This is a genomic window from Bradyrhizobium diversitatis (assembly GCF_016031635.1).
Classification (GTDB): domain Bacteria; phylum Pseudomonadota; class Alphaproteobacteria; order Rhizobiales; family Xanthobacteraceae; genus Bradyrhizobium; species Bradyrhizobium diversitatis.
The window spans coordinates 1-17,678 of record NZ_JACEGD010000062.1 but is presented as its reverse complement, the minus strand read 5'-3'; the positions used below and the strand labels follow the sequence as shown (position 1 = coordinate 17,678).

13 protein-coding genes are annotated in these 17,678 nt (G+C 63.0%); 10 read left to right on the top strand and 3 right to left on the bottom strand.

The genetic code is table 11. The features are described 5' to 3' along the window. Positions 1-2: 2 nt before the first annotated feature. A complete protein-coding gene (locus H1B27_RS37430) occupies positions 3-239 on the bottom strand; it encodes a hypothetical protein (protein ID WP_197969489.1) in 237 nt (78 codons plus the stop codon). 380 nt (positions 240-619) lie between these two features. On the opposite strand from H1B27_RS37430, the gene H1B27_RS37425 reads away from it, so the two are divergent. From H1B27_RS37425 to H1B27_RS37380, 10 genes are all read left to right on the top strand, one after another. Continuing rightward, positions 620-802, top strand: coding sequence for a hypothetical protein (locus tag H1B27_RS37425; protein WP_197969488.1), 183 nt, complete (start codon positions 620-622; stop codon positions 800-802). 292 nt (positions 803-1,094) lie between these two features. Beyond that, positions 1,095-2,054 (top strand): ArdC family protein, encoded by a 960-nt coding sequence (locus tag H1B27_RS37420; RefSeq protein WP_197969487.1) that lies wholly within the window; start codon positions 1,095-1,097, stop codon positions 2,052-2,054. 103 nt (positions 2,055-2,157) lie between these two features. Beyond that, the gene (locus H1B27_RS37415; protein WP_197969486.1) at positions 2,158-4,269 is read left to right on the top strand and encodes a ParB/RepB/Spo0J family partition protein; all 2,112 of its coding nucleotides are present in this window, start codon (positions 2,158-2,160) and stop codon (positions 4,267-4,269) included. Positions 4,270-4,527: 258 nt separating this feature from the next. Next, complete coding sequence (locus tag H1B27_RS37410; RefSeq protein WP_197969485.1) at positions 4,528-8,823, top strand: strawberry notch-like NTP hydrolase domain-containing protein; 4,296 nt, start codon at positions 4,528-4,530, stop codon at positions 8,821-8,823. 298 nt (positions 8,824-9,121) lie between these two features. Then, positions 9,122-10,204, top strand: a complete 1,083-nt coding sequence (locus H1B27_RS37405) for a DUF7146 domain-containing protein (RefSeq protein WP_197969484.1) — start codon at positions 9,122-9,124, stop codon at positions 10,202-10,204. Positions 10,205-10,443: 239 nt separating this feature from the next. Further along, on the top strand, positions 10,444-10,761 hold the full coding sequence (locus H1B27_RS37400) for a DMT family transporter (protein WP_197969483.1): 318 nt from the start codon (positions 10,444-10,446) through the stop codon (positions 10,759-10,761). Positions 10,762-10,768: 7 nt separating this feature from the next. Continuing rightward, positions 10,769-11,038 (top strand): hypothetical protein, encoded by a 270-nt coding sequence (locus tag H1B27_RS37395; RefSeq protein WP_197969482.1) that lies wholly within the window; start codon positions 10,769-10,771, stop codon positions 11,036-11,038. Positions 11,039-11,569: 531 nt separating this feature from the next. Then, entirely contained in the window at positions 11,570-12,499 is a 930-nt protein-coding gene (locus H1B27_RS37390) for a DUF2493 domain-containing protein (protein ID WP_197969515.1), read from the top strand. 234 nt (positions 12,500-12,733) lie between these two features. Continuing rightward, a complete protein-coding gene (locus tag H1B27_RS37385) occupies positions 12,734-13,180 on the top strand; it encodes a hypothetical protein (protein WP_197969481.1) in 447 nt (148 codons plus the stop codon). Between the two features lie 571 nt (positions 13,181-13,751). After that, positions 13,752-14,072 (top strand): DUF736 domain-containing protein, encoded by a 321-nt coding sequence (locus H1B27_RS37380; protein ID WP_197969480.1) that lies wholly within the window; start codon positions 13,752-13,754, stop codon positions 14,070-14,072. A 742-nt stretch (positions 14,073-14,814) separates the two neighbouring features. Here H1B27_RS37380 and ftsZ read toward each other — a convergent pair. Together ftsZ and H1B27_RS37370 are read right to left on the bottom strand one after the other, a co-directional pair. Continuing rightward, positions 14,815-15,855: a cell division protein FtsZ gene (ftsZ, locus tag H1B27_RS37375; protein WP_311977723.1), complete on the bottom strand. Its 1,041-nt coding sequence runs from the start codon at positions 15,853-15,855 to the stop codon at positions 14,815-14,817. Positions 15,856-16,693: 838 nt separating this feature from the next. Then, positions 16,694-16,945, bottom strand: a complete 252-nt coding sequence (locus H1B27_RS37370) for a hypothetical protein (RefSeq protein ID WP_197969479.1) — start codon at positions 16,943-16,945, stop codon at positions 16,694-16,696. Positions 16,946-17,678: the final 733 nt, after the last annotated feature.

The window sequence follows — 17,678 nt, the reverse complement described above, 5'->3', positions numbered from 1 at the left end:
CATTACTTCTTGTCGCCGGCCTGCTGCAGCAGAAGCGCGATAGTGTCGGCCTCCGAGGCATAAACCCTGGTCTTGTAGTCGGTGAACAGGCGTTTAGCAGCCTGCTCTCCCGCTAGTTCCTGGCTCAGTCCCTGGCGGATAAGCTCTCTGGTCGATCGAGCCCACTCGTCGGCCTTTTCTGGCGACGGCTGGTGCGCGAGCCCAAACTTGATCATCAGCCCATGACCGATGCTAGCCATGACGTCCTCCCAAATGCCTATGAAATCAGCATCCCGATAGACTGGTATCATCGGCTAGCCAGTCGGACGAGTTGCAATGAGGGTTTGTCCACGTTTAAAGCGCGACTGACCCGGTTCTACTCGTGGCCCTCCGGCCATGTTGAGCCGATAGGCCAGTGAAGGGCCTGTACCCAATCCGATCTCATGCCCGAACCCAGTGGATGGTTTGTAGTTTTTCAGGTTTATAAAATTTGGGTTGATTTCGAAGGCTGTTTTCAAACTGGCGACGAATCGAAGGTCTTCAATTTAGGAGCAAATCAAGATCCAAGTGAGCTGGCGCGATTTGCGCGACTCGCGGTATGCCGTTGTCGTCAGTCTCCTCACTGCGCAAAAGGAATAAGATGGTTGCAGCTGCCCGTGAATTGCCAGCTTCAGGTTATGCGCTCGAAGTTGATGGCCGACTCAAGGCCGAATTTGCGACCAGGGATGGGGCCAAGTCCGGTGCGGAGGAGCTGAAGAAGCGTTTTCCAATGCTTCGGATCAGAATCTATGACGCAGAGACGAAGACTCGGGAAGAGGTCTAGGTCCAGGCGCCTGGTTGTTCCATCCGCATTGGATTTGCCGTGCGTCTCCCTGCGGGACCGGGCTGTCGGCTGCGCTGAAACCCCGGCTTTGGCCGGGTTTTCACCCATTCGGGCTTCCATCCCTGACGCAAAGGCTTGGGGCTCGTCTGAGGCTCTCGCAGCGGCACGCCGTCGCCTGCAACAGATATAACGCTTCCGCAACAAACATTGAGAGTGAGAGGGCTGGCTGGGTTGGCCGCGACGGGTTGGAGCTGCGAGAGAGGCTTGCAGCGCCCGTCGCGAAAGACCCGCGATGTCCAGACATCCTCGCACGCGCACCGGCCAGGACCGGGCCAACCTTTATGACGAAATCACCGACAAGATCATAGCCGAGCTGGAGGCCGGCCGCGTGCCATGGGTTCAACCCTGGGGGACGGAGGCTGCAAAAGCGCCGCTGTCGATTCCAAGGAACGCCGCGTCCGCCCGGCCCTACAGCGGCATCAACGTTCTCATCCTCTGGGGGGCGGTGATCGAGCACGGTTTTGCGGGCCAGAGCTGGCTGACCTTCCGCCAGGCGCTTGCGCTTGGTGGTCATGTCCGCAAGGGTGAGCGCGGCACAACCATCGTCTATGCCGACCGCTTTGTCCCGGCCGACGAACGGCGCCGTGCGCGTGAGATGGGCGAAGAGGCGCAGGCCGTTCCATTCCTGAAGCGGTTCACTGTCTTCAACACCGATCAATGCGACGGATTGCCCGCCGACGTCGCGACCACCGCGCCAATGCCGGTTCCGGGCATGATCGAGCCGCAGGTCGAGGCCCTGATTAAGGCAACCGGCATCGACTTTCGCATCGGCGGCAATCGCGCCTTCTATATGCCGGCAGAAGATTACGTCCAGGTGCCGGCGCCGGCGGCCTATTTCGAACCGATCAATTGGCACCGGACCGCGCTGCATGAACTTGGCCATGCCAGCGGCCATCCTTCGCGCCTCAACCGCGATCTCGGCGGTTCGTACGGCACCAAAAAATACGCGTTCGAGGAATTGATCGCCGAATTGTGCGCCGCGTTCTCCTGCGCTTCACTCGGCATCGTGCCGACCGTGCGGCACGCCGATTATATCGGCTCCTGGCTGGAAGTCCTGCGAGACGACAACCGCGCGATCGTGCGGGCGGCCTCGCAGGCCAGCAAAGCCGCGGATTATCTGCTTGGCTTCCTGCCAGCAAATAATCCAACTGCTTCCGCCGATGGTGCCGAGGCAGATCAGGAGGCGGCGTGAGCGGAGCTTAGCTTGCGAAATAGAGGAAGAGGGCGGCGCCGAGCGCCACGACGGGTTGGAGGTCGAGAGAGAGGCTTTCGACCGCCCGTCGCGGAGACGAAAAATGACGAAGCCAGTCCAAAAGATCACGCTGTCGCCCTCACGTGACATTCCCTTCAACAAGCTGGTGCTGAGCCAGTCCAACGTTCGGCGCGTCAAGGCGGGCGTCTCGATCGAGCAGCTTGCCGAGAGCATCGCCCAGCGCACGCTGCTGCAAAGTCTCAATGTCCGCGCCATCGTGGACGAAGAGGGTAACGAGACAGGCATGTTCGAGGTGCCGGCCGGCGGGAGGCGCTACCGTGCTCTCGAGCTCCTGGTCAAACAGAAGCGCATGTCCAGGACGCAAGCCGTGCCCTGCGTCGTTCGCGAGGGAGGCATCGCGGAAGACGATTCGATCGCGGAGAACGATGAGCGCGTCGGCCTGCATCCGCTCGACCAGTTTCGCGCATTCCAGACGCTGCGAGACCTCGGCATGAGCGAAGAGGACATCGCCGCGCGGCATTTCGTGGCGCCCGCGATCGTCAAGCAGCGCCTGCGCCTGGCATCGGTCTCGCCGAAGCTGCATGAGGTCTATGCCGAGGACGGCATGACGCTGGAGCAGCTGATGGCGTTCTCGGTGAGCGGCGATCACAGTCGCCAGGAGCAGGTCTGGGACAATGTCAGCAGGTCCGGCTATGATGAGCCGTACCAGATCCGCCGCATGCTGACCGAGAACACCGTGCGTGGGTCCGATCGTCGTGCGCAATATGTTGGCATCGACGCTTACGAGCGCGCCGGAGGTCCGGTCCTGCACGATCTGTTCGAGCATGACGGCGGTGGCTGGCTCCAGGACGTCGCACTGCTCGACCGCCTTGTCACGGACAAGCTCAAGCAAGACGCCGAGGTCATCGCGGCGGAAGGGTGGAAGTGGATCTCGGTGGCCGTCGATTTTCCATTTGGCCACACCACCGGCTTGCGGGAATTGGAAGGAACGCCGGCCTCGCTCACCAGCGAGGAGCAGGGCACGCTCGATGCGCTCAATGCCGAGCATGACAGGCTTGAAGCCGAGTATCAGGATGCTGACGAACTCCCCGAGGAGGTCGACCAGCGCCTCGGCGAGATCGAGGCGGCATTGCTTGCGTTCGAGGAGCGGCCAATGATCTACGATCCGGCCGACATCGCCCGCGCCGGCGTTTTCATCAGCATCGATTCCGACGGGCGGCTGTCGGTGGATTGCGGCTACGTCCGGCCGGAGGATGAACAGGCGGTCGTCGATGCCGACCCCGGACAGGGCAGCACAACGGGCGAGAGCCAGGAGGCCGTTGCTCCGGTGCAGCGTACCGCCATCACCGTCGGTGGCGCGCCAACCGAGCCGGCCGAAGAGGATGAGGACGATGCTGCAAGACCGCTGCCGGACCGTCTGATCACCGAGCTGACGGCCCATCGAACGCTGGCGCTACGCGACGCGCTTGCCGAGCATCCTTCGATCGCGTTCCTGGCGGTGCTGCACAGTTTCGTGCTGGCGACCTTTTACAGGTTTGTATCATCCGCCAGTTGTCTCGAGATCGCGGTGCACACGCCGACATTTCCGGTCCAGGCTCCGGGATTGAGAGACAGCGCGCCGGCCAAGGCGATCGACACCAGGCATGAAGCCTGGAAAGCGCGGCTGCCCAACGATGCGAAGGCGCTTTGGGATGCGCTCTGCGCATTGGACGGCCAAGCGCAAGCAACCCTGTTCGCCCATTGCGCGTCGCTCTCGCTCAACGCGCTCTATGAGCCCGTAAACCGCTATGCTCAGGGGCGGGTATCGGCTGATGGGCTCGCGCGCAGGCTCGGCCAGGCCGACGTGCTGGCGCGGGCGGTCGGGCTCGACATGGTGCAGGCCGGCTGGAGGCCGACCGTCGATAATTACCTCGGCCGCGTCACCAAGCCACGTATTCTGGAGGCGGTGAGGGAGGCAAAGGGCGACGCCTCCGCAGAACTGATCGACCATCTGAAGAAGTCCGATATGGCCCGCGAGGCCGAGCGCCTTCTCGAGGGCACGGGATGGCTGCCGGAGCCATTGCGCCTCGCGGATACGATCCAATCGGCAGAGCAAGACGCAGTCGCGGGTCCGCTTCCCGAGTTCCTCGCTGGCGATGAGGACGGTAGCGGCCCCGCAGACGACGTTCAGCCACATGGCATTGCCGCTGAATGAGTGTCCGGCGTAGCGCGGCAATCCCGCCGCGCGCGTCATTCGCACTTGCTTCCGAAGCCCGGCATCACGCCGGGCTTCTCTTTTTGGAATCCGGCTCCGGCGAACGGCCTCGCGCGCGGCGTGGCCGCGTCCTCCTCCCGCGCTGGAAGCAAGGGGTGAGCAGAGTGAGAGATCGGCCGGGACAGGTTTGAGCCGGTCGGGCCTTAGAGAGCGCCCGTCGGTTTGACCGTTCCCGCTCTCCTCGAAAGCTCAACTCCCATGATCAATCTGTCCTGCTCCGCGACCGCCGCGGCTGCGTCCTCCATCGCCCAAGCCGCGCGGCTTATCGTCTGCGACCTCGAACAGGGGCGGCGCATCGATGCAGCGAGCGTTCTGCGTTCCGCCATGGAAGGCGCCTTCTGCGGCTCGGATGCCGCCGGCGCCTGGCATTGGAAAGCCGCCTACGAGGCCTGTGAAGCCGCAACCGTTCTTTTCCTGCGCAAGCATGGCACCGCCATGCGGACCAAGGCGGGATCGCCGGCTGCGTTACTGGCGATGCTGGCCAAGGTCGCAGGCCTGCTTCCAAGCCATACGCGCAGGTCCGAAGAAAGCGACGCGCTTCAGCAATTCTCGACGCCGATCCCGCTTGGCTTTGTCGCCTGCACCGCCGCCGGCATTGCCAACACAGACCTCGTGCTGGAGCCTTCGGCGGGCACCGGTCTTCTCGCCATTCTCGCCGAGATCTCCGGCGGCACACTTGCGCTGAACGAGCTCGCCGAAACGCGCGCCGGCCTGCTCGACCTGCTGTTTCCAAACGTGACCGTCACGCGCTACGACGCGGCGCAGATCGACGATCATCTCGAGGCGGCTGTTGCCCCGAGCATCGTGCTGATGAATCCGCCATTTTCGGCTCTGCCCAATGTGGATCGGCGGATGGCGGATGCAGCCTTCCGCCATCTCTCCTCGGCGCTGGCCAGGCTCCGCGACGGCGGTCGCCTCGTCGCGATCACCGGCACAAGTCTCGCCCCCGACAACCCAGGCTGGACCGACGCCTTCATCCGTCTCCAGGAGCGCGGCCGCGTGGTGTTCTCGGCTGCGATTGCAGGGGCGGTTTTTGCCAAGCACGGGACGGCGATCGAGACGCGGCTCACGGTGATCGACAAGCAGCCCGCGCCGGACAGAAGCGTCTTTCCAGCATGTCCGGGCATGGCGCCGGACGCAGCCACGCTGCTGGCATGGGTCCTCGAACATGTGCCGCTGCGGCTTCCGATTACGTCACCTGCTCTCGCTCCGGTCAGCTCGACCGTGCCGGTTCGGCGACCCGTTCGCGCTTTGACGATGCGGCCCTCGCCCGGACAGCGGCTCGATGATCCGCAAAGCGTTGAGCTCAGCTACCAGACGGTCGACTGGACCGCTCCGGACGGAGCTCATCTGACTGATGCCCTCTATGAGGACTACACCCTGCAATCGATCAGCATTGACAGATCGCAGCCGCATCCGACCAAGCTGGTGCAGTCGGCCGCGATGGCCTCGGTCGCTCCGCCGAAGCCCTCCTACCGGCCCCATCTCCCGGAGAAGGTTGTCGCAGACGGCCTGTTGTCGGACGCCCAGCTTGAAAGTGTGGTCTACGCCGGCGAAGCACATTCGGCCTTCCTGGCGGGCGCCTGGACGGTCGACGCGACCTTCGACGTTGTGGCAGCTGCCCGTGACGACGCTCCAGATGCCGTCCGCTTCCGCCGCGGCTGGTTTCTGGGCGACGGCACCGGCGCGGGCAAGGGCCGGCAGGTCGCCGGCATCCTGCTCGACAATTGGCTGAAGGGCCGGCGCCGTGCGGTCTGGATCTCGAAGAGCGACAAGCTGCTCGAGGACGCACAGCGTGACTGGTCGGCGCTCGGCATGGAGCGGCTCCTGGTCACGCCGCTCTCACGCTTCCGCCAGGGCACCCCGATCCGGCTCTCGGAAGCCATCCTATTTACCACCTACGCTACGCTGCGCAGCGATGAACGCGGCGAAAAGCTTTCGCGTGTCCGGCAGATCCTCGAATGGTTGGGCTCCGATTTCGACGGAGTGGTGGTGTTCGACGAGAGCCACGCCATGCAAAACGCCGTGGGCGGCAAGGGTGAGCGCGGCGAGCAGGCCGCCTCGCAGCAGGGACGCGCGGGCCTGCGGCTGCAGCACGCGTTGCCCAATGCACGGGTGGTCTACGTGTCCGCGACCGGCGCCACGACCGTTCACAACCTCGCTTATGCCCAGCGGCTCGGCTTGTGGGGCGGCGAGGACTTTCCGTTCGCCACGCGCGCCGAGTTCGTTGAGGCGATCGAGGGCGGCGGCGTCGCGGCGATGGAGGTGCTCGCACGCGACCTCAAGGCGCTGGGTCTGTATGCGGCGCGTTCGCTTTCCTACGAGGGCGTCGAATATGAACTGATCGAGCATGAGCTCACCCCCGAACAGATCCGCATCTATGATGCCTATGCGGCCGCGTTCAGCATCATTCACAACAATCTCGATGCCGCGATGCGGGCGGCCAACGTCACCGGCGAGACCGGGACCTTGAACGCCCAGGCAAAGTCGGCGGCCAGGTCGGCCTTCGAGTCCGCAAAGCAGCGCTTCTTCGGTCATTTGCTGACCTCAATGAAGACGCCTTCCTTGATCCGCGCGATCGAGCGCGATCTCGGGGAGGGGCATGCCGCCGTCATCCAGATCGTCTCGACCGGCGAAGCGCTGATGGAGCGCCGGCTCGCGGAGATTCCGACCGAGGAGTGGGCGGATGTCCAGGTCGACATCACGCCGCGCGAATACGTGCTCGACTACCTCGCCCATTCCTTCCCGGTCCAGCTTTACGAGCCCTTCACCGACTCCGAAGGCAATCTCTCGTCCCGGCCTGTGTACCGTGATGGTCAGCCCGTGGAGAGCCGGGAGGCCGTCGCGCGGCGCGACCGGCTAATCGAGAAGCTTGCCTCGCTTGCGCCCGTGCCCGGCGCGCTCGACCAGATCATCCAGCGCTTTGGCACCGACAGGGTCGCCGAAGTCACCGGGCGCTCACGCCGGATCATCCGGCAACACGATCGCCTCATGGTCGAAAACCGCGCCGCTTCGGCGAACCTCGCCGAAACCGGGGCCTTCATGGACGACCTCAAGCGCATCCTCGTCTTCTCGGATGCCGGCGGCACCGGGCGCAGTTACCACGCCGAACTGTCGGCGCGGAATCGCCGTCTGCGGGTGCACTACCTGCTCGAACCCGGCTGGAAGGCCGATGCAGCCATCCAGGGCCTCGGCCGGACCAACAGGACCAATCAGGCACAGCCGCCGCTATTTCGTCCCATTGCCACCGACGTGAAGGCCGAAAAGCGCTTTCTCAGCACGATCGCGCGCCGTCTCGATACGCTCGGCGCCATCACCCGCGGTCAGCGTCAGACCGGGGGTCAGGGGCTGTTTCGGCCCGAGGACAATCTCGAGAGCATTTACGGCCGTGATGCTCTGCGCCAACTCTACCTGCTCCTGGTTCGGGGCAAGGTGGATGGTTGCTCTCTTGAGATGTTCGAGGATGCCACCGGGCTGAAGCTCGTCGACGCCAATGGCATCAGGGATGACCTGCCGCCGATCACGACTTTCCTTAACCGTCTGCTGGCGCTGACCATCGAGCTGCAAAACGTGCTGTTCGCCGCCTTCGAGCAGCTGCTGACGGCCCGGATCGAAGGCGCGATCGCGTCCGGACTCTATGATGCGGGCCTGGAGACCCTTCGCGCCGAAAGCTTCGCCGTCACGAACCGGCGCACCATCTACACCCATCCCGCGACCAGCGCCGAGACACGGCTGCTCACGATCGTCCAGCGCGAACGCAACCGGCCGCTCACTCTGAATGATGCCATTGGCCTTCTGTCGGACCGCCGCGCGGTCCTGCTGGTCAACGAACGGTCCGGCCGCGCGGCGGTGCAAGTCCCGGCTCCGAGCCTGATGTTGGACGATGGCGACATCGAGCAGCGCGTCAGATTGGTCCGGCCGATGGAAAGCCACAACGTCCCATCGAAGGCCATGGGCGAAAGTCATTGGACCGAGACAGACCGTGAGCAATTCAGTGCAGCCTGGACAGCTGAGCTTGCAGACGTGCCGGAGTTCACCGAGAGCACGATCCACGTCGTCGCCGGGCTCCTCCTGCCGATCTGGAAGCGGCTGCCGAAGGAATCGACCCGCGTCTACCGCCTCCAGACCGACGCCGGCGAACGGATCATTGGGCGGAAGGTCTCGTCCGCCTGGGTCGCCAACGCGCTTTTGGGCGAGCGGCCGACGCTCAGGCCCGAAGACGTCTTCGCCGCCTTGCGCGAAGGCCGCGCGTTCGTTGAGCTTGCCGAAGGCCTGACACTGCGGCGCGTCCGCGTCATGGGTGCGCATCGCATTGAGCTCGCGGACTTCAACGAAACCATGCGCGACCGCTTGCGGACCTATGGGCTGTTCAGTGAGATCATCTCCTGGAAGCTGCGCATGTTCGTGCCCACCGATGCAAGCGGGGCCGTCGTGCTTGGCAAGGTGCTCGAACGCTACCCGGTCGAGCGCATCTGCGAGCGCGAGGCCGCCTGATGCGGCGCGATGCTTTCGAATGGACATGCCGCCTCGCGCGTGAGGCCGAGGCTGTGTGCCGCCACTCTCCCTCCAACCGCAAAGGCGAGCGACGCGATTGGCTCCTGTGCGATGTCCACAACCGGCCTGGCCGCTCCGTGTTCGTACGACGCCACGAGTCGCACAAAGGACCGGCCGGCAAGCGGAGCCAACATGGTGTGCGGCGGATGATGGTGCGCGTTTGCGCTTGGGTGCCGTCTCACAGACGATCGACAGCGTCTCAGCAACCTGCTGCCAGCGCAGTGCGGGAGGTTGCGTGATGACCCGCGACGCTTCTGAACTGGCGCGCCGCCTCGCGCGTAATGCCGAGGCGGTCTGTCGCCATTATTTGTCCAATGGACGGCGCCAGGGCCGCTATTGGATCGTAGGCGACGTCCGCAATACGCCGGGCCGGTCGATGTTTGTCCGGCTCAGCGGACCGGACTTCGGTCCCGGCGCCGCCGGGCATTGGACCGATGCTGCCTCGGGCGAACATGGCGATCTCCTCGACGTGATCCGCGAGAGCTGCGGTTTCGTTGACTTTCGCGATGTCGCAGGCGAAGCACGACGCTTTCTGCGTCTGCCGCGCGCCGAACCGCGCCGCAGCCCAAAGCCCGATCGCACACGGGTCCCCGCCGGATCGGCGGAAGCGGCACGGCGGCTCTTCGCCATGTCGCAGCCGATCCGCCGGACGCTCGTCGAGACTTACCTCGGCCATCGCGGCATCAAGGCCGTCCATGATGCGGGCGCTCTGCGATTTCATCCGCGCAGCTATTATCGCCCGGACGACGGTTCGCCGACTGAGACCTGGCCGGCGATGATCGCCGCCGTGACCGATCTTGCCGGTCGCATTACCGGCGCACATCGTACCTGGCTCGCGCCGGACGGCTCTGGCAAGGCGCCGGTCGACACGCCGCGACGGGCCATGGGCGGTCTTCTCGGCCATGCCGTCCGCTTCGGCACGGCCGACGACGTCCTCGCTGCCGGCGAAGGCATCGAGACGACGCTGTCGCTGCGCTGTGCGCTGCCTGACATGCCGATGGCCGCCGCGCTCTCGGCCAACCACCTGGCAAGCCTTCTGCTTCCGCCGACGCTACGTCGGCTCTACATCGCCCGCGACGCCGATGCCGCGGGTGACACAGCGGTCGCGGCATTGACCCAATGCGCGGAAGCAGTGGGCATTGAGGCGCTTGTCCTGTCTCCGCGGACGGGCGACTTCAACGAGGACCTGCATGCATTCGGCTTCAGCGCCCTGCGGGCGGCACTGCGCATCCAACTCGCGCCGCAGGATGTCGCTCGGTTTATGCTCTTCGCTGATGCCGGGACAGTTGGCCGGTCGACCTGCGGTGCCGCCGGCAATTGAACAAATGATGTTGTGTTGTTGATGATGTCGCGGACCGCACGCGAGTTTGGAAGAACGCTGCAGCCGGCCTTGCCCACCTCTGCCGAGATGCACGGTGCGATCACTCGTGCAGCGACCTGAGCTACAGCGACCGTGGCGCTACCGGATTTGGTAGGTCGCCTTTGACCAAAGCAGAACAGTTGATAGTCGCAATCGACATGCGGTTTGTGCTACGCGTCGCCTGACGAAAGGGATATCTGATGGCGTGGCTATACATACTTCTGGCGGACGTGTTCGAGATCGCATGGCCCTTCGTTTTGAAGCGCTCGATCGGGCTTCCGAAATGGACAACAGTTTTATCGGGGGTCGTCTTCGCTCTTCCTATTTTTCTTCTGTTGGGTGAATCCGTGAAGTGCTTGCCCGCTTCGACGGTTTACGCGGGCTTCGCCGGAATTGCGACCGTGGGGACAGCGATTGTCGGCATTGCGTTTTTCGGTGAGAGCGCAAATCTTGCTCGCCTCTGTTCTGTCATGTTGGTTGTTGTCGGTCTGGTCGGCGTGAAGCTCTTTTCGGAATAGTCTGCACTTGCACCTTCGTGGACGGATCATCGGTCATGGAGAACCGAATGCAGCTGTCGTGTTCTATCGAAGCGCGCACTTTGCGGGAGTTGACGCGCTATGGAAAACTGCATTCCTGGATGACAAGACTTGGAATGCCGCTCCCGCAGACATCCCCCAAAATCCCCGCTTCCAGCCGGCTCTCATGTCGCTGGCCCGCGAAGGAAATCTGGTGTTGATTCCGTCAGGGCTGGATGCGATGGATATCGAGGCGGGGATCTTTCGGGTCGCCTGCTGAAGTCTCGCCGGAAAAGCGATAGGGCAGGCGCTCATTGCTCGTGCAGAAGAGCGGCTTGCGAGACTCGGCTGCGCAAGGCCAATCTCCAGGTGCTCGAATCCAACTCAGCCTTGCGCGCACAACTCTTGCCCGAGGATGTCGCCCGCTTTCTGCCGCGTCCGAGGATCGCTACGGGATAGCGCCAGGCAATTTGACTCGATCTCGTCATGACCGGTCATTGCGTGGGCTGCCTTTGCCAGACAGCGCCGCGCCCACGGCCTTCTAGAGGGCGATCGGACGGCAAGCGGCCCGGCCCGGCAATGGCTGCGGTGCGGCTATTTTCCGCCGGCGCTCACGCGCCTTTGCATCGCGAAACAAAATAGCCGCACCTCCGCCATCCTCCGCTTCGCTGCGGCCCTGCGCTTCCACCTGCGCCCTGCGGGCTTCGGCGGATTGATCGCTCCGGGTTCTGGTCCGTTCCGCCTGCCGTCTGGTGATCGCCACGAAGGCCGCGATGGGCGCGGCCGAACGGCAAAAGGACCAAAAGCCATGATGACCGAACACGACGACAACCAGTTCGAACCGCCGCACGGCTCATCACCGACCGATCATGTCCTCAACCAGCTTCAGCTCTATGGCCATCGCCCCTTTCACGACGAGCCTGACCCAAGGCCGCTTCCCGAAGCCAAGGCCATCACAGGCGCGATCGCCGACATCTTTGATGCGCTCGTGGCGAGCCTGAGCGACACACGGCTTGAACCCGACCTCGAAGATCTTCTCTGGTCGACCGTCAATCTCTTCCATCGCGCCACGGGCCGCATCGAGCGCGAACTCGACGACAACGAAAAAGCGCAGCAAAAGAGCCAGCGCGAGCAGAATGGATCGGAGGTGCGATCCGTCGAACTGGAGAGGCTCACCGCCGAAGGCGTCACTTTGATCGAACGCCGCAACGCCATGGAGCTGTTCCGCGATCTGGCGACCGAGCAATTCGAGCTTCATACCGGCTCGCCCTGGCGCCCCCGTTCCGGATCACTCGTCAATCATCGCACGCTCACCTCTGCGATGATCGACAGCCGCGATTTGCTGACTGCCAAACGCCGCGCGGACACCGAGGCGTTGCTGCCATCTGGACCCAAGATCGCGCTCACCGGTGGACTCGATTTTAACGACGTCTCCCTGATCTGGGACCGGCTCGACAAGGCCCATGCCAAGCACCCGGACATGGTGCTACTGCACGGTGGCTCGCCGAAGGGCGCCGAACTGATCGCCGCCAAATGGGCAACCAACCGCAAGGTTCCCCAAGTCGCCTTCAGGCCGGACTGGACCAAGCACGGCAAGGCAGCTCCGTTCAAGCGCAACGACGCCATGCTTGCAGTGCTGCCGATCGGTCTCATGCACTTTCCGGGCACCGGGATACAGGACAATCTCGCCGATAAGGCCAGGAAGCTCGGCATTCCCGTCTGGAAGTTCGGCGGCGCGTAAGCGCCGTCGCCCATCGGCGCTTCTTCATCGAGGACCAAGTTCGCCAGCGCAGATCACTGCAAATTCTCTGATCGCGACCGATATAGCGCTCGAGCAGAAATCCTCGGTTCTTGTCCGATCTGACGACCGAGGCCACGCACTCGCACAGCGGCGCTTCCTGCGCTATGATTCTCATCGCGCCGTGGTGGTGGTGGAAGGCGCGAGCGTCATGTCTTTTGTCGCGGAGCCACCACCATGCTTATCATCGCACTCGTCCTCAATATGCTTGGCATCGGCCTGTTCTGCTGGCTGGGTCTCACCCTTGCTGTCTACGCGCTGCCCTGTTTCGTTGCGCTTTCCGCAGGTTTTGCGGCTGCTCACAGCGGCGCGAGCATTGCCTCCGCTACTCTTGTTGCAATTCTTGCCGGCGCCGTGACCGTTCTCATCGGTCAAACCGCCTTAATCCGCGCTCGATCCAGCTTCGTGCGCGTGGTGATCGCCGCAGCTTTCACCGTCCCGGCGGCTGTCGCGGGCTATCACCTCGCCCATGGCCTGTCGCAAATCGCGATGCCATCCTCACTTTGGCAGGGTATCTTCAGCTGGACCGGCGCCTTTGCCATCGCCGGCATGGCTTGGAGACGGATAACCAGCTTTGCCGAGCCGCTGGCATCGGGCGAGCCTTTGTCGGAGGAACATCAGTAGCCCCTCTCGGCCAGGACGCGACAAGGATGAGCCCTGGGTCTCGACGGCTGAGGCACCTCGGGTCCAAGCGTTGGCTGGGTCGACGAGCTTGAGCGAGAGATAGTCGCGGCGTTCTCGGAGCGCTTGGCACCGGGCATTCGCACCTGACCTCCCGGCGAAAGGCAGGCCAGCCAGGGGCATCTCATCGCGGCTGGTTCACGGCAAATGCGATCGCCCTTTCTTCGCTTTTGATTCCATCTCTACGCCTGAATGCAGCGACATCTTGCGCACCCCAACCGAGCGGCGCCACAACTTCTTCCGGGGATGCTGTTCAGCGAACGGACCACCTGGCCTCTTGATGGCTGGATCTGGCCGAAGAGCGGCTGCGCCTCGATCGCCTGAACGCAACGCCAGCGGCTCGACTTTCTTCCCCTGGGCTACGCCCATTCCTCGCGAGGCAAGAAAGTCGCCCCGCTGGCGTCCTCCGCTGCGCTGCGGCCCGCGGGCGGGTGCGTCGTCGATCGTCTTCGGCCTGTAGATCGCCATCGAGGCCGCGGTGGTCGCGGCTCGAAACTAGCTAAGGAGAAGTAACATGGCTACCATCGGTTCTTTCAAGAAGATCGGCAGCGACTTCCAGGGCGAGATCGTCACCCTCAGCCTCCAGACCAAGGGCGTCCGCATCGTGCCCGAGGCCAACCGCACCAACGAGAACGCTCCGAGCCACCGCGTCTTCGTCGGCCGGGCCGAGATCGGGGCCGCCTGGTCGAAGCGCTCCGAGGAGGGCCGCGACTATCTCTCGCTCAAGCTCGACGACCCCTCGTTCAATGCACCGATCTACGCGAACCTGTTCAGCGACGAGGACGGCGACGGCTTCAGCCTGATCTGGTCGCGGCCGCGCAAGAACGGCGACTGAGGTCGCCAAAAGCCCCGTCCGGTCCGCCGGGCGGGGCTTCTCTCTCAGGTGCCATTGTTGAGGCCACTGCCTTCGGCGCCTCGCTGGTCGCCTTTCGCGGTCATTTCTGTGAACGTCTGTCCCGCTTATGTCGGCGGGATTTTGGCTACCTGATCGCCCAAATCTGGCTCGGAGGACTTACCCGTGGCGTACTAAAGCATTCAGCCAGCGCGAGCCATGATGAAGTTCCAATCATTCTGGCAACGTCTGTCGGTGTATCGTCGACAGCTCTCTCATGTAGTCGATGACGAAAGGCGTAAGCGTTCCGGAATCTCGAACTAAGTGCCGCTGTAAATAGGCGCAAAGGCATGCCATGCCCCTCCAACATCAAGTGAATCAAAGTCTTACTGTGCCGATCAGCGTAGGGACCCCACGCCGATTCACAACTGGGTTGCAGGCGTTCCTACCAACGACTTCGAAGAGCGCTATTGCGGTAACGCTCTCGTTCCCGTCGGGCATGGCGATGTTCGTGGCTTGCAGACGGCGAACGGTTTTTGTTTGGTCGACCTTGCGTCTCGCAGCTATTGTGCTCGAACGCGCGAAGACCGCCATCTGGGGATTCCTGCGATTCCATTCCGCATGGGATCGAAACTTGATCCCGAAATTCTCCTGCAGGCGCTTATCGACGTGAGCAGAAGCTCACGCGGTACAGCTCGGTCAGAACCATTCAAGCCTGAACCGACTTGCCGCATCCTCGTTGGATTCAACGTTGCTGCATGAACTGCGACTTCGAATCATTTGGTAGTTGGAAGGTGCTTATCCCAGCAATGGACTTATCCGCCGAGTCCAGATTATCGATGCCAGTCGCCACTACCGAAACACGGACGAGACCCTGCAGGCGTTCATCGAAAGTGGCGCCGACGATGACGTTGGCGTCCGGGTCGGCCCCTTCGCGAACGCGGCTAGCAGCTTCGTCGACCTCGAATAACGTCAGGTCCATGCCGCCGGTGATCGAGATTATGAGGCCACTGGCGCGCTTGATCGAGGGGGCCTCGATCAATGGATTGGAGATCGCGGCCATGGCGGCGGTGAGCACGCGCTTCTCGCCAGAAGCCTCACCCCCGCCCATCATGGCTTTGCCCTTCTCGCGCATGACGGAGAGAACGTCGGCAAAATCGAGATTGATCAGACCTTCTTTGACTATAAGGTCGCTGATGCAGGCCACGCCCGAATAGAGCACTTGATCGGCGATGGCGAAGGCATCGTTAAATGTGGTCTTCTCGGTGGCCACTCGGAGCAGATTCTGGTTTGGGATGATCAGCAGGGTGTCAACCGCGTTCAGCAGTTCCGCAATGCCGGCTTCAGCAACGCGCATACGGCGCTGGCCCTCGAAGTGGAAGGGCTTGCTGACGACGCCGACCGTGAGAATGCCAAGTTCACGCGCGATCCTGGCTATAACAGGAGCCGCCCCAGTTCCCGTACCGCCGCCCATGCCAGCGGTAACGAACACCATGTTTGCGCCGGTTAATTGATCCTGGATCGCCTGAATTGCCTCTTCGGCCGCGGCGCACCCTACTTTGGAGTTCGAGCCGGCGCCAAGCCCTTCGGTCACCTTTGTGCCCAACTGAATGAGGCGCTTGGCCTTGGACGTGGTGAGCGCTTGTGCGTCGGTATTGGCGACGACAAAGTCGACGCCTTCCAGCCCGGCTGCGATCATGTTGTTGACGGCATTGCCTCCGGCCCCACCGACTCCAAACACAATAATACGCGCTTTCATCTCGCGAAGGTCGCTGATGTCGGTCACTTTTACCTCACGATTTCTTCGGCACGTTGGAATAGCGGACCCGGATTGCTACCGACGAACCTTGCGGTCTGTCTCGACCAGGATCGCAGCTAGACATCCTAGTCGACGTGCGGCCTGTCCGTGGCTGTCGATCGAGGCGCCAACTCGGTCACCGGTCCGTAGAGCCGCCACCTCGTCCTCAAGCCGCGCCGTCGCCTGTCTAGCTGCATGGTCTCTGCGGTCGCCTGCAGCACTTCAACCATCAGGCGCTCCGCGCGCCCGCTTTCGCGCTCGAAATCCGCGCCCTAACCGGCCGCCCTTGCTTCGAGCTGCACAATTTCCGTCTGCAACGCTTCAATCTGGGACGATGTCGCCCGCGCGACGACCACCTCGTGGGCAGGGAGTATGCCTTACTTCAGCGAGATCAACGCTCACCAGTGCTTTGCCATTATCCGAAGGTGAGCGCGGCAACCTGAGCGGCTTGGCAACCGATCGGGCGGCCTCGGGTAAGATTTTCGGCCGGGCACCAAGTGCCACATATGTCAGCGCCTCAATGGGCATCGGCTGTTCTCCTACAACGAACCGGGAGGCAATCGGCTGTTAACCGAAAAGTAACCGGAAGGTAGGCTGCGTTGGTTAATAAGTCGTTAACAGCTCCAATGCCGATTGCCACTTGAGTACGCGCGGGCCCAAGCCAAAGCCGCCGAGGTCGCCCTCGTCAAAGCGAACTCGATCAAGCGTTGGTGCGCCGATTGTGGACCCAGGCCAAATGTACACATTGCCTTCTCGAAGAGCGATTGCTGGCGACCCGACAGCTTTCCGGAGCGCACGGTTGGAGGCGTGTATGCCTGATCGCTAGTCAATGGGTGTGACGGAACTGGCCCTGTAGCTCGGCCAAGGCCCCTGCGTATGGATGAAACGTGAGGCTCACCGTGTGGTGCCCTGGGCGAAGTGCGACGCCCGAAAAGATGAAGTTGCCCCTGAGGATGTCGCTCGATTCGCCATCGACCATTGCACGCCACCAAGGATGCCAAACGTCATTGAGGAGCAGCAGGCCGCCGGACGGCGCGTCGACCTCGACATCGACTCTGGTAGTCTCGTAGCGGATCAAGCGTGCTGTGCCTGGCGCTGAGCCGGCCGCGGTTGCGCGTGGCAGCGTTGACGCGCTCCGCGGCCGAAATGCCGGGCGCAGCGGGACGCGGCGAGTCCTGGCGCGCGAATCGGTAGGCAACTTGCTGTCTGTGATCGGTTAACACCATATGGTGATGTCGGACCGGGTGCGATCGGCGGCAGCTCTAATGACCGACCAGAAATCTCAATCTGATGCCGACGCTCTGATTTAGCGCGCTCCCGAGGGCCATTTCGGCTCTGGCAACCTGACCTGCTTGGCACAAGGCAAATGCAGCCAGGGGCGATCTCAGCGCGGCTGGTTCACGGCAATCGCGATCGCCCTTTTCTTCGCTTTTGCTTCCATCTCTACGCCTGAACGCAGCGACCCCTTCTGCAGCCCAACCGAGCGGCGCCACAACTTCTTCCGGAGATGCTGTCAGCGCACGGACCACCTGGCCTCTTGATGGCTCGATCTGGCCGAAGAGCGGCTGCGCCTCGATCGCCTGAACGCAACGCCAGCAGCGCGACTTTCTTCCCCTGGGCTACGCCCATTCCTCGCGAGGCAAGAAAGTCGCCCCGCTGGCGTCCTCCGCTGCGCTGCGGCCCGCGGGCGGGTGCGTCGTCGATCGTCTTCGGCCTGTAGATCGCCATCGAGGCCGCGGTGGTCGCGGCTCGAAACCAGCTAAGGAGAAGTAACATGGCTACCATCGGTTCTTTCAAGAAGATCGGCAGCG

Bases quoted from the DNA above. Each gene is read 5' to 3' on its own strand.
- H1B27_RS37380 (WP_197969480.1), top strand. From the start codon at position 13,752: ATGGCTACCATCGGTTCTTTCAAGAAGATCGGCAGCGACTTCCAGGGC.
- H1B27_RS37390 (WP_197969515.1), top strand. From the start codon at position 11,570: ATGACCGAACACGACGACAACCAGTTCGAACCGCCGCACGGCTCATCA.
- H1B27_RS37405 (WP_197969484.1), top strand. From the start codon at position 9,122: ATGACCCGCGACGCTTCTGAACTGGCGCGCCGCCTCGCGCGTAATGCC.
- H1B27_RS37400 (WP_197969483.1), top strand. From the start codon at position 10,444: ATGGCGTGGCTATACATACTTCTGGCGGACGTGTTCGAGATCGCATGG.
- H1B27_RS37415 (WP_197969486.1), top strand. From the start codon at position 2,158: ATGACGAAGCCAGTCCAAAAGATCACGCTGTCGCCCTCACGTGACATT.
- H1B27_RS37420 (WP_197969487.1), top strand. From the start codon at position 1,095: ATGTCCAGACATCCTCGCACGCGCACCGGCCAGGACCGGGCCAACCTT.
- H1B27_RS37410 (WP_197969485.1), top strand. From the start codon at position 4,528: ATGATCAATCTGTCCTGCTCCGCGACCGCCGCGGCTGCGTCCTCCATC.
- H1B27_RS37385 (WP_197969481.1), top strand. From the start codon at position 12,734: ATGCTTATCATCGCACTCGTCCTCAATATGCTTGGCATCGGCCTGTTC.
- H1B27_RS37430 (WP_197969489.1), bottom strand. From the start codon at position 239: ATGGCTAGCATCGGTCATGGGCTGATGATCAAGTTTGGGCTCGCGCAC.
- H1B27_RS37425 (WP_197969488.1), top strand. From the start codon at position 620: ATGGTTGCAGCTGCCCGTGAATTGCCAGCTTCAGGTTATGCGCTCGAA.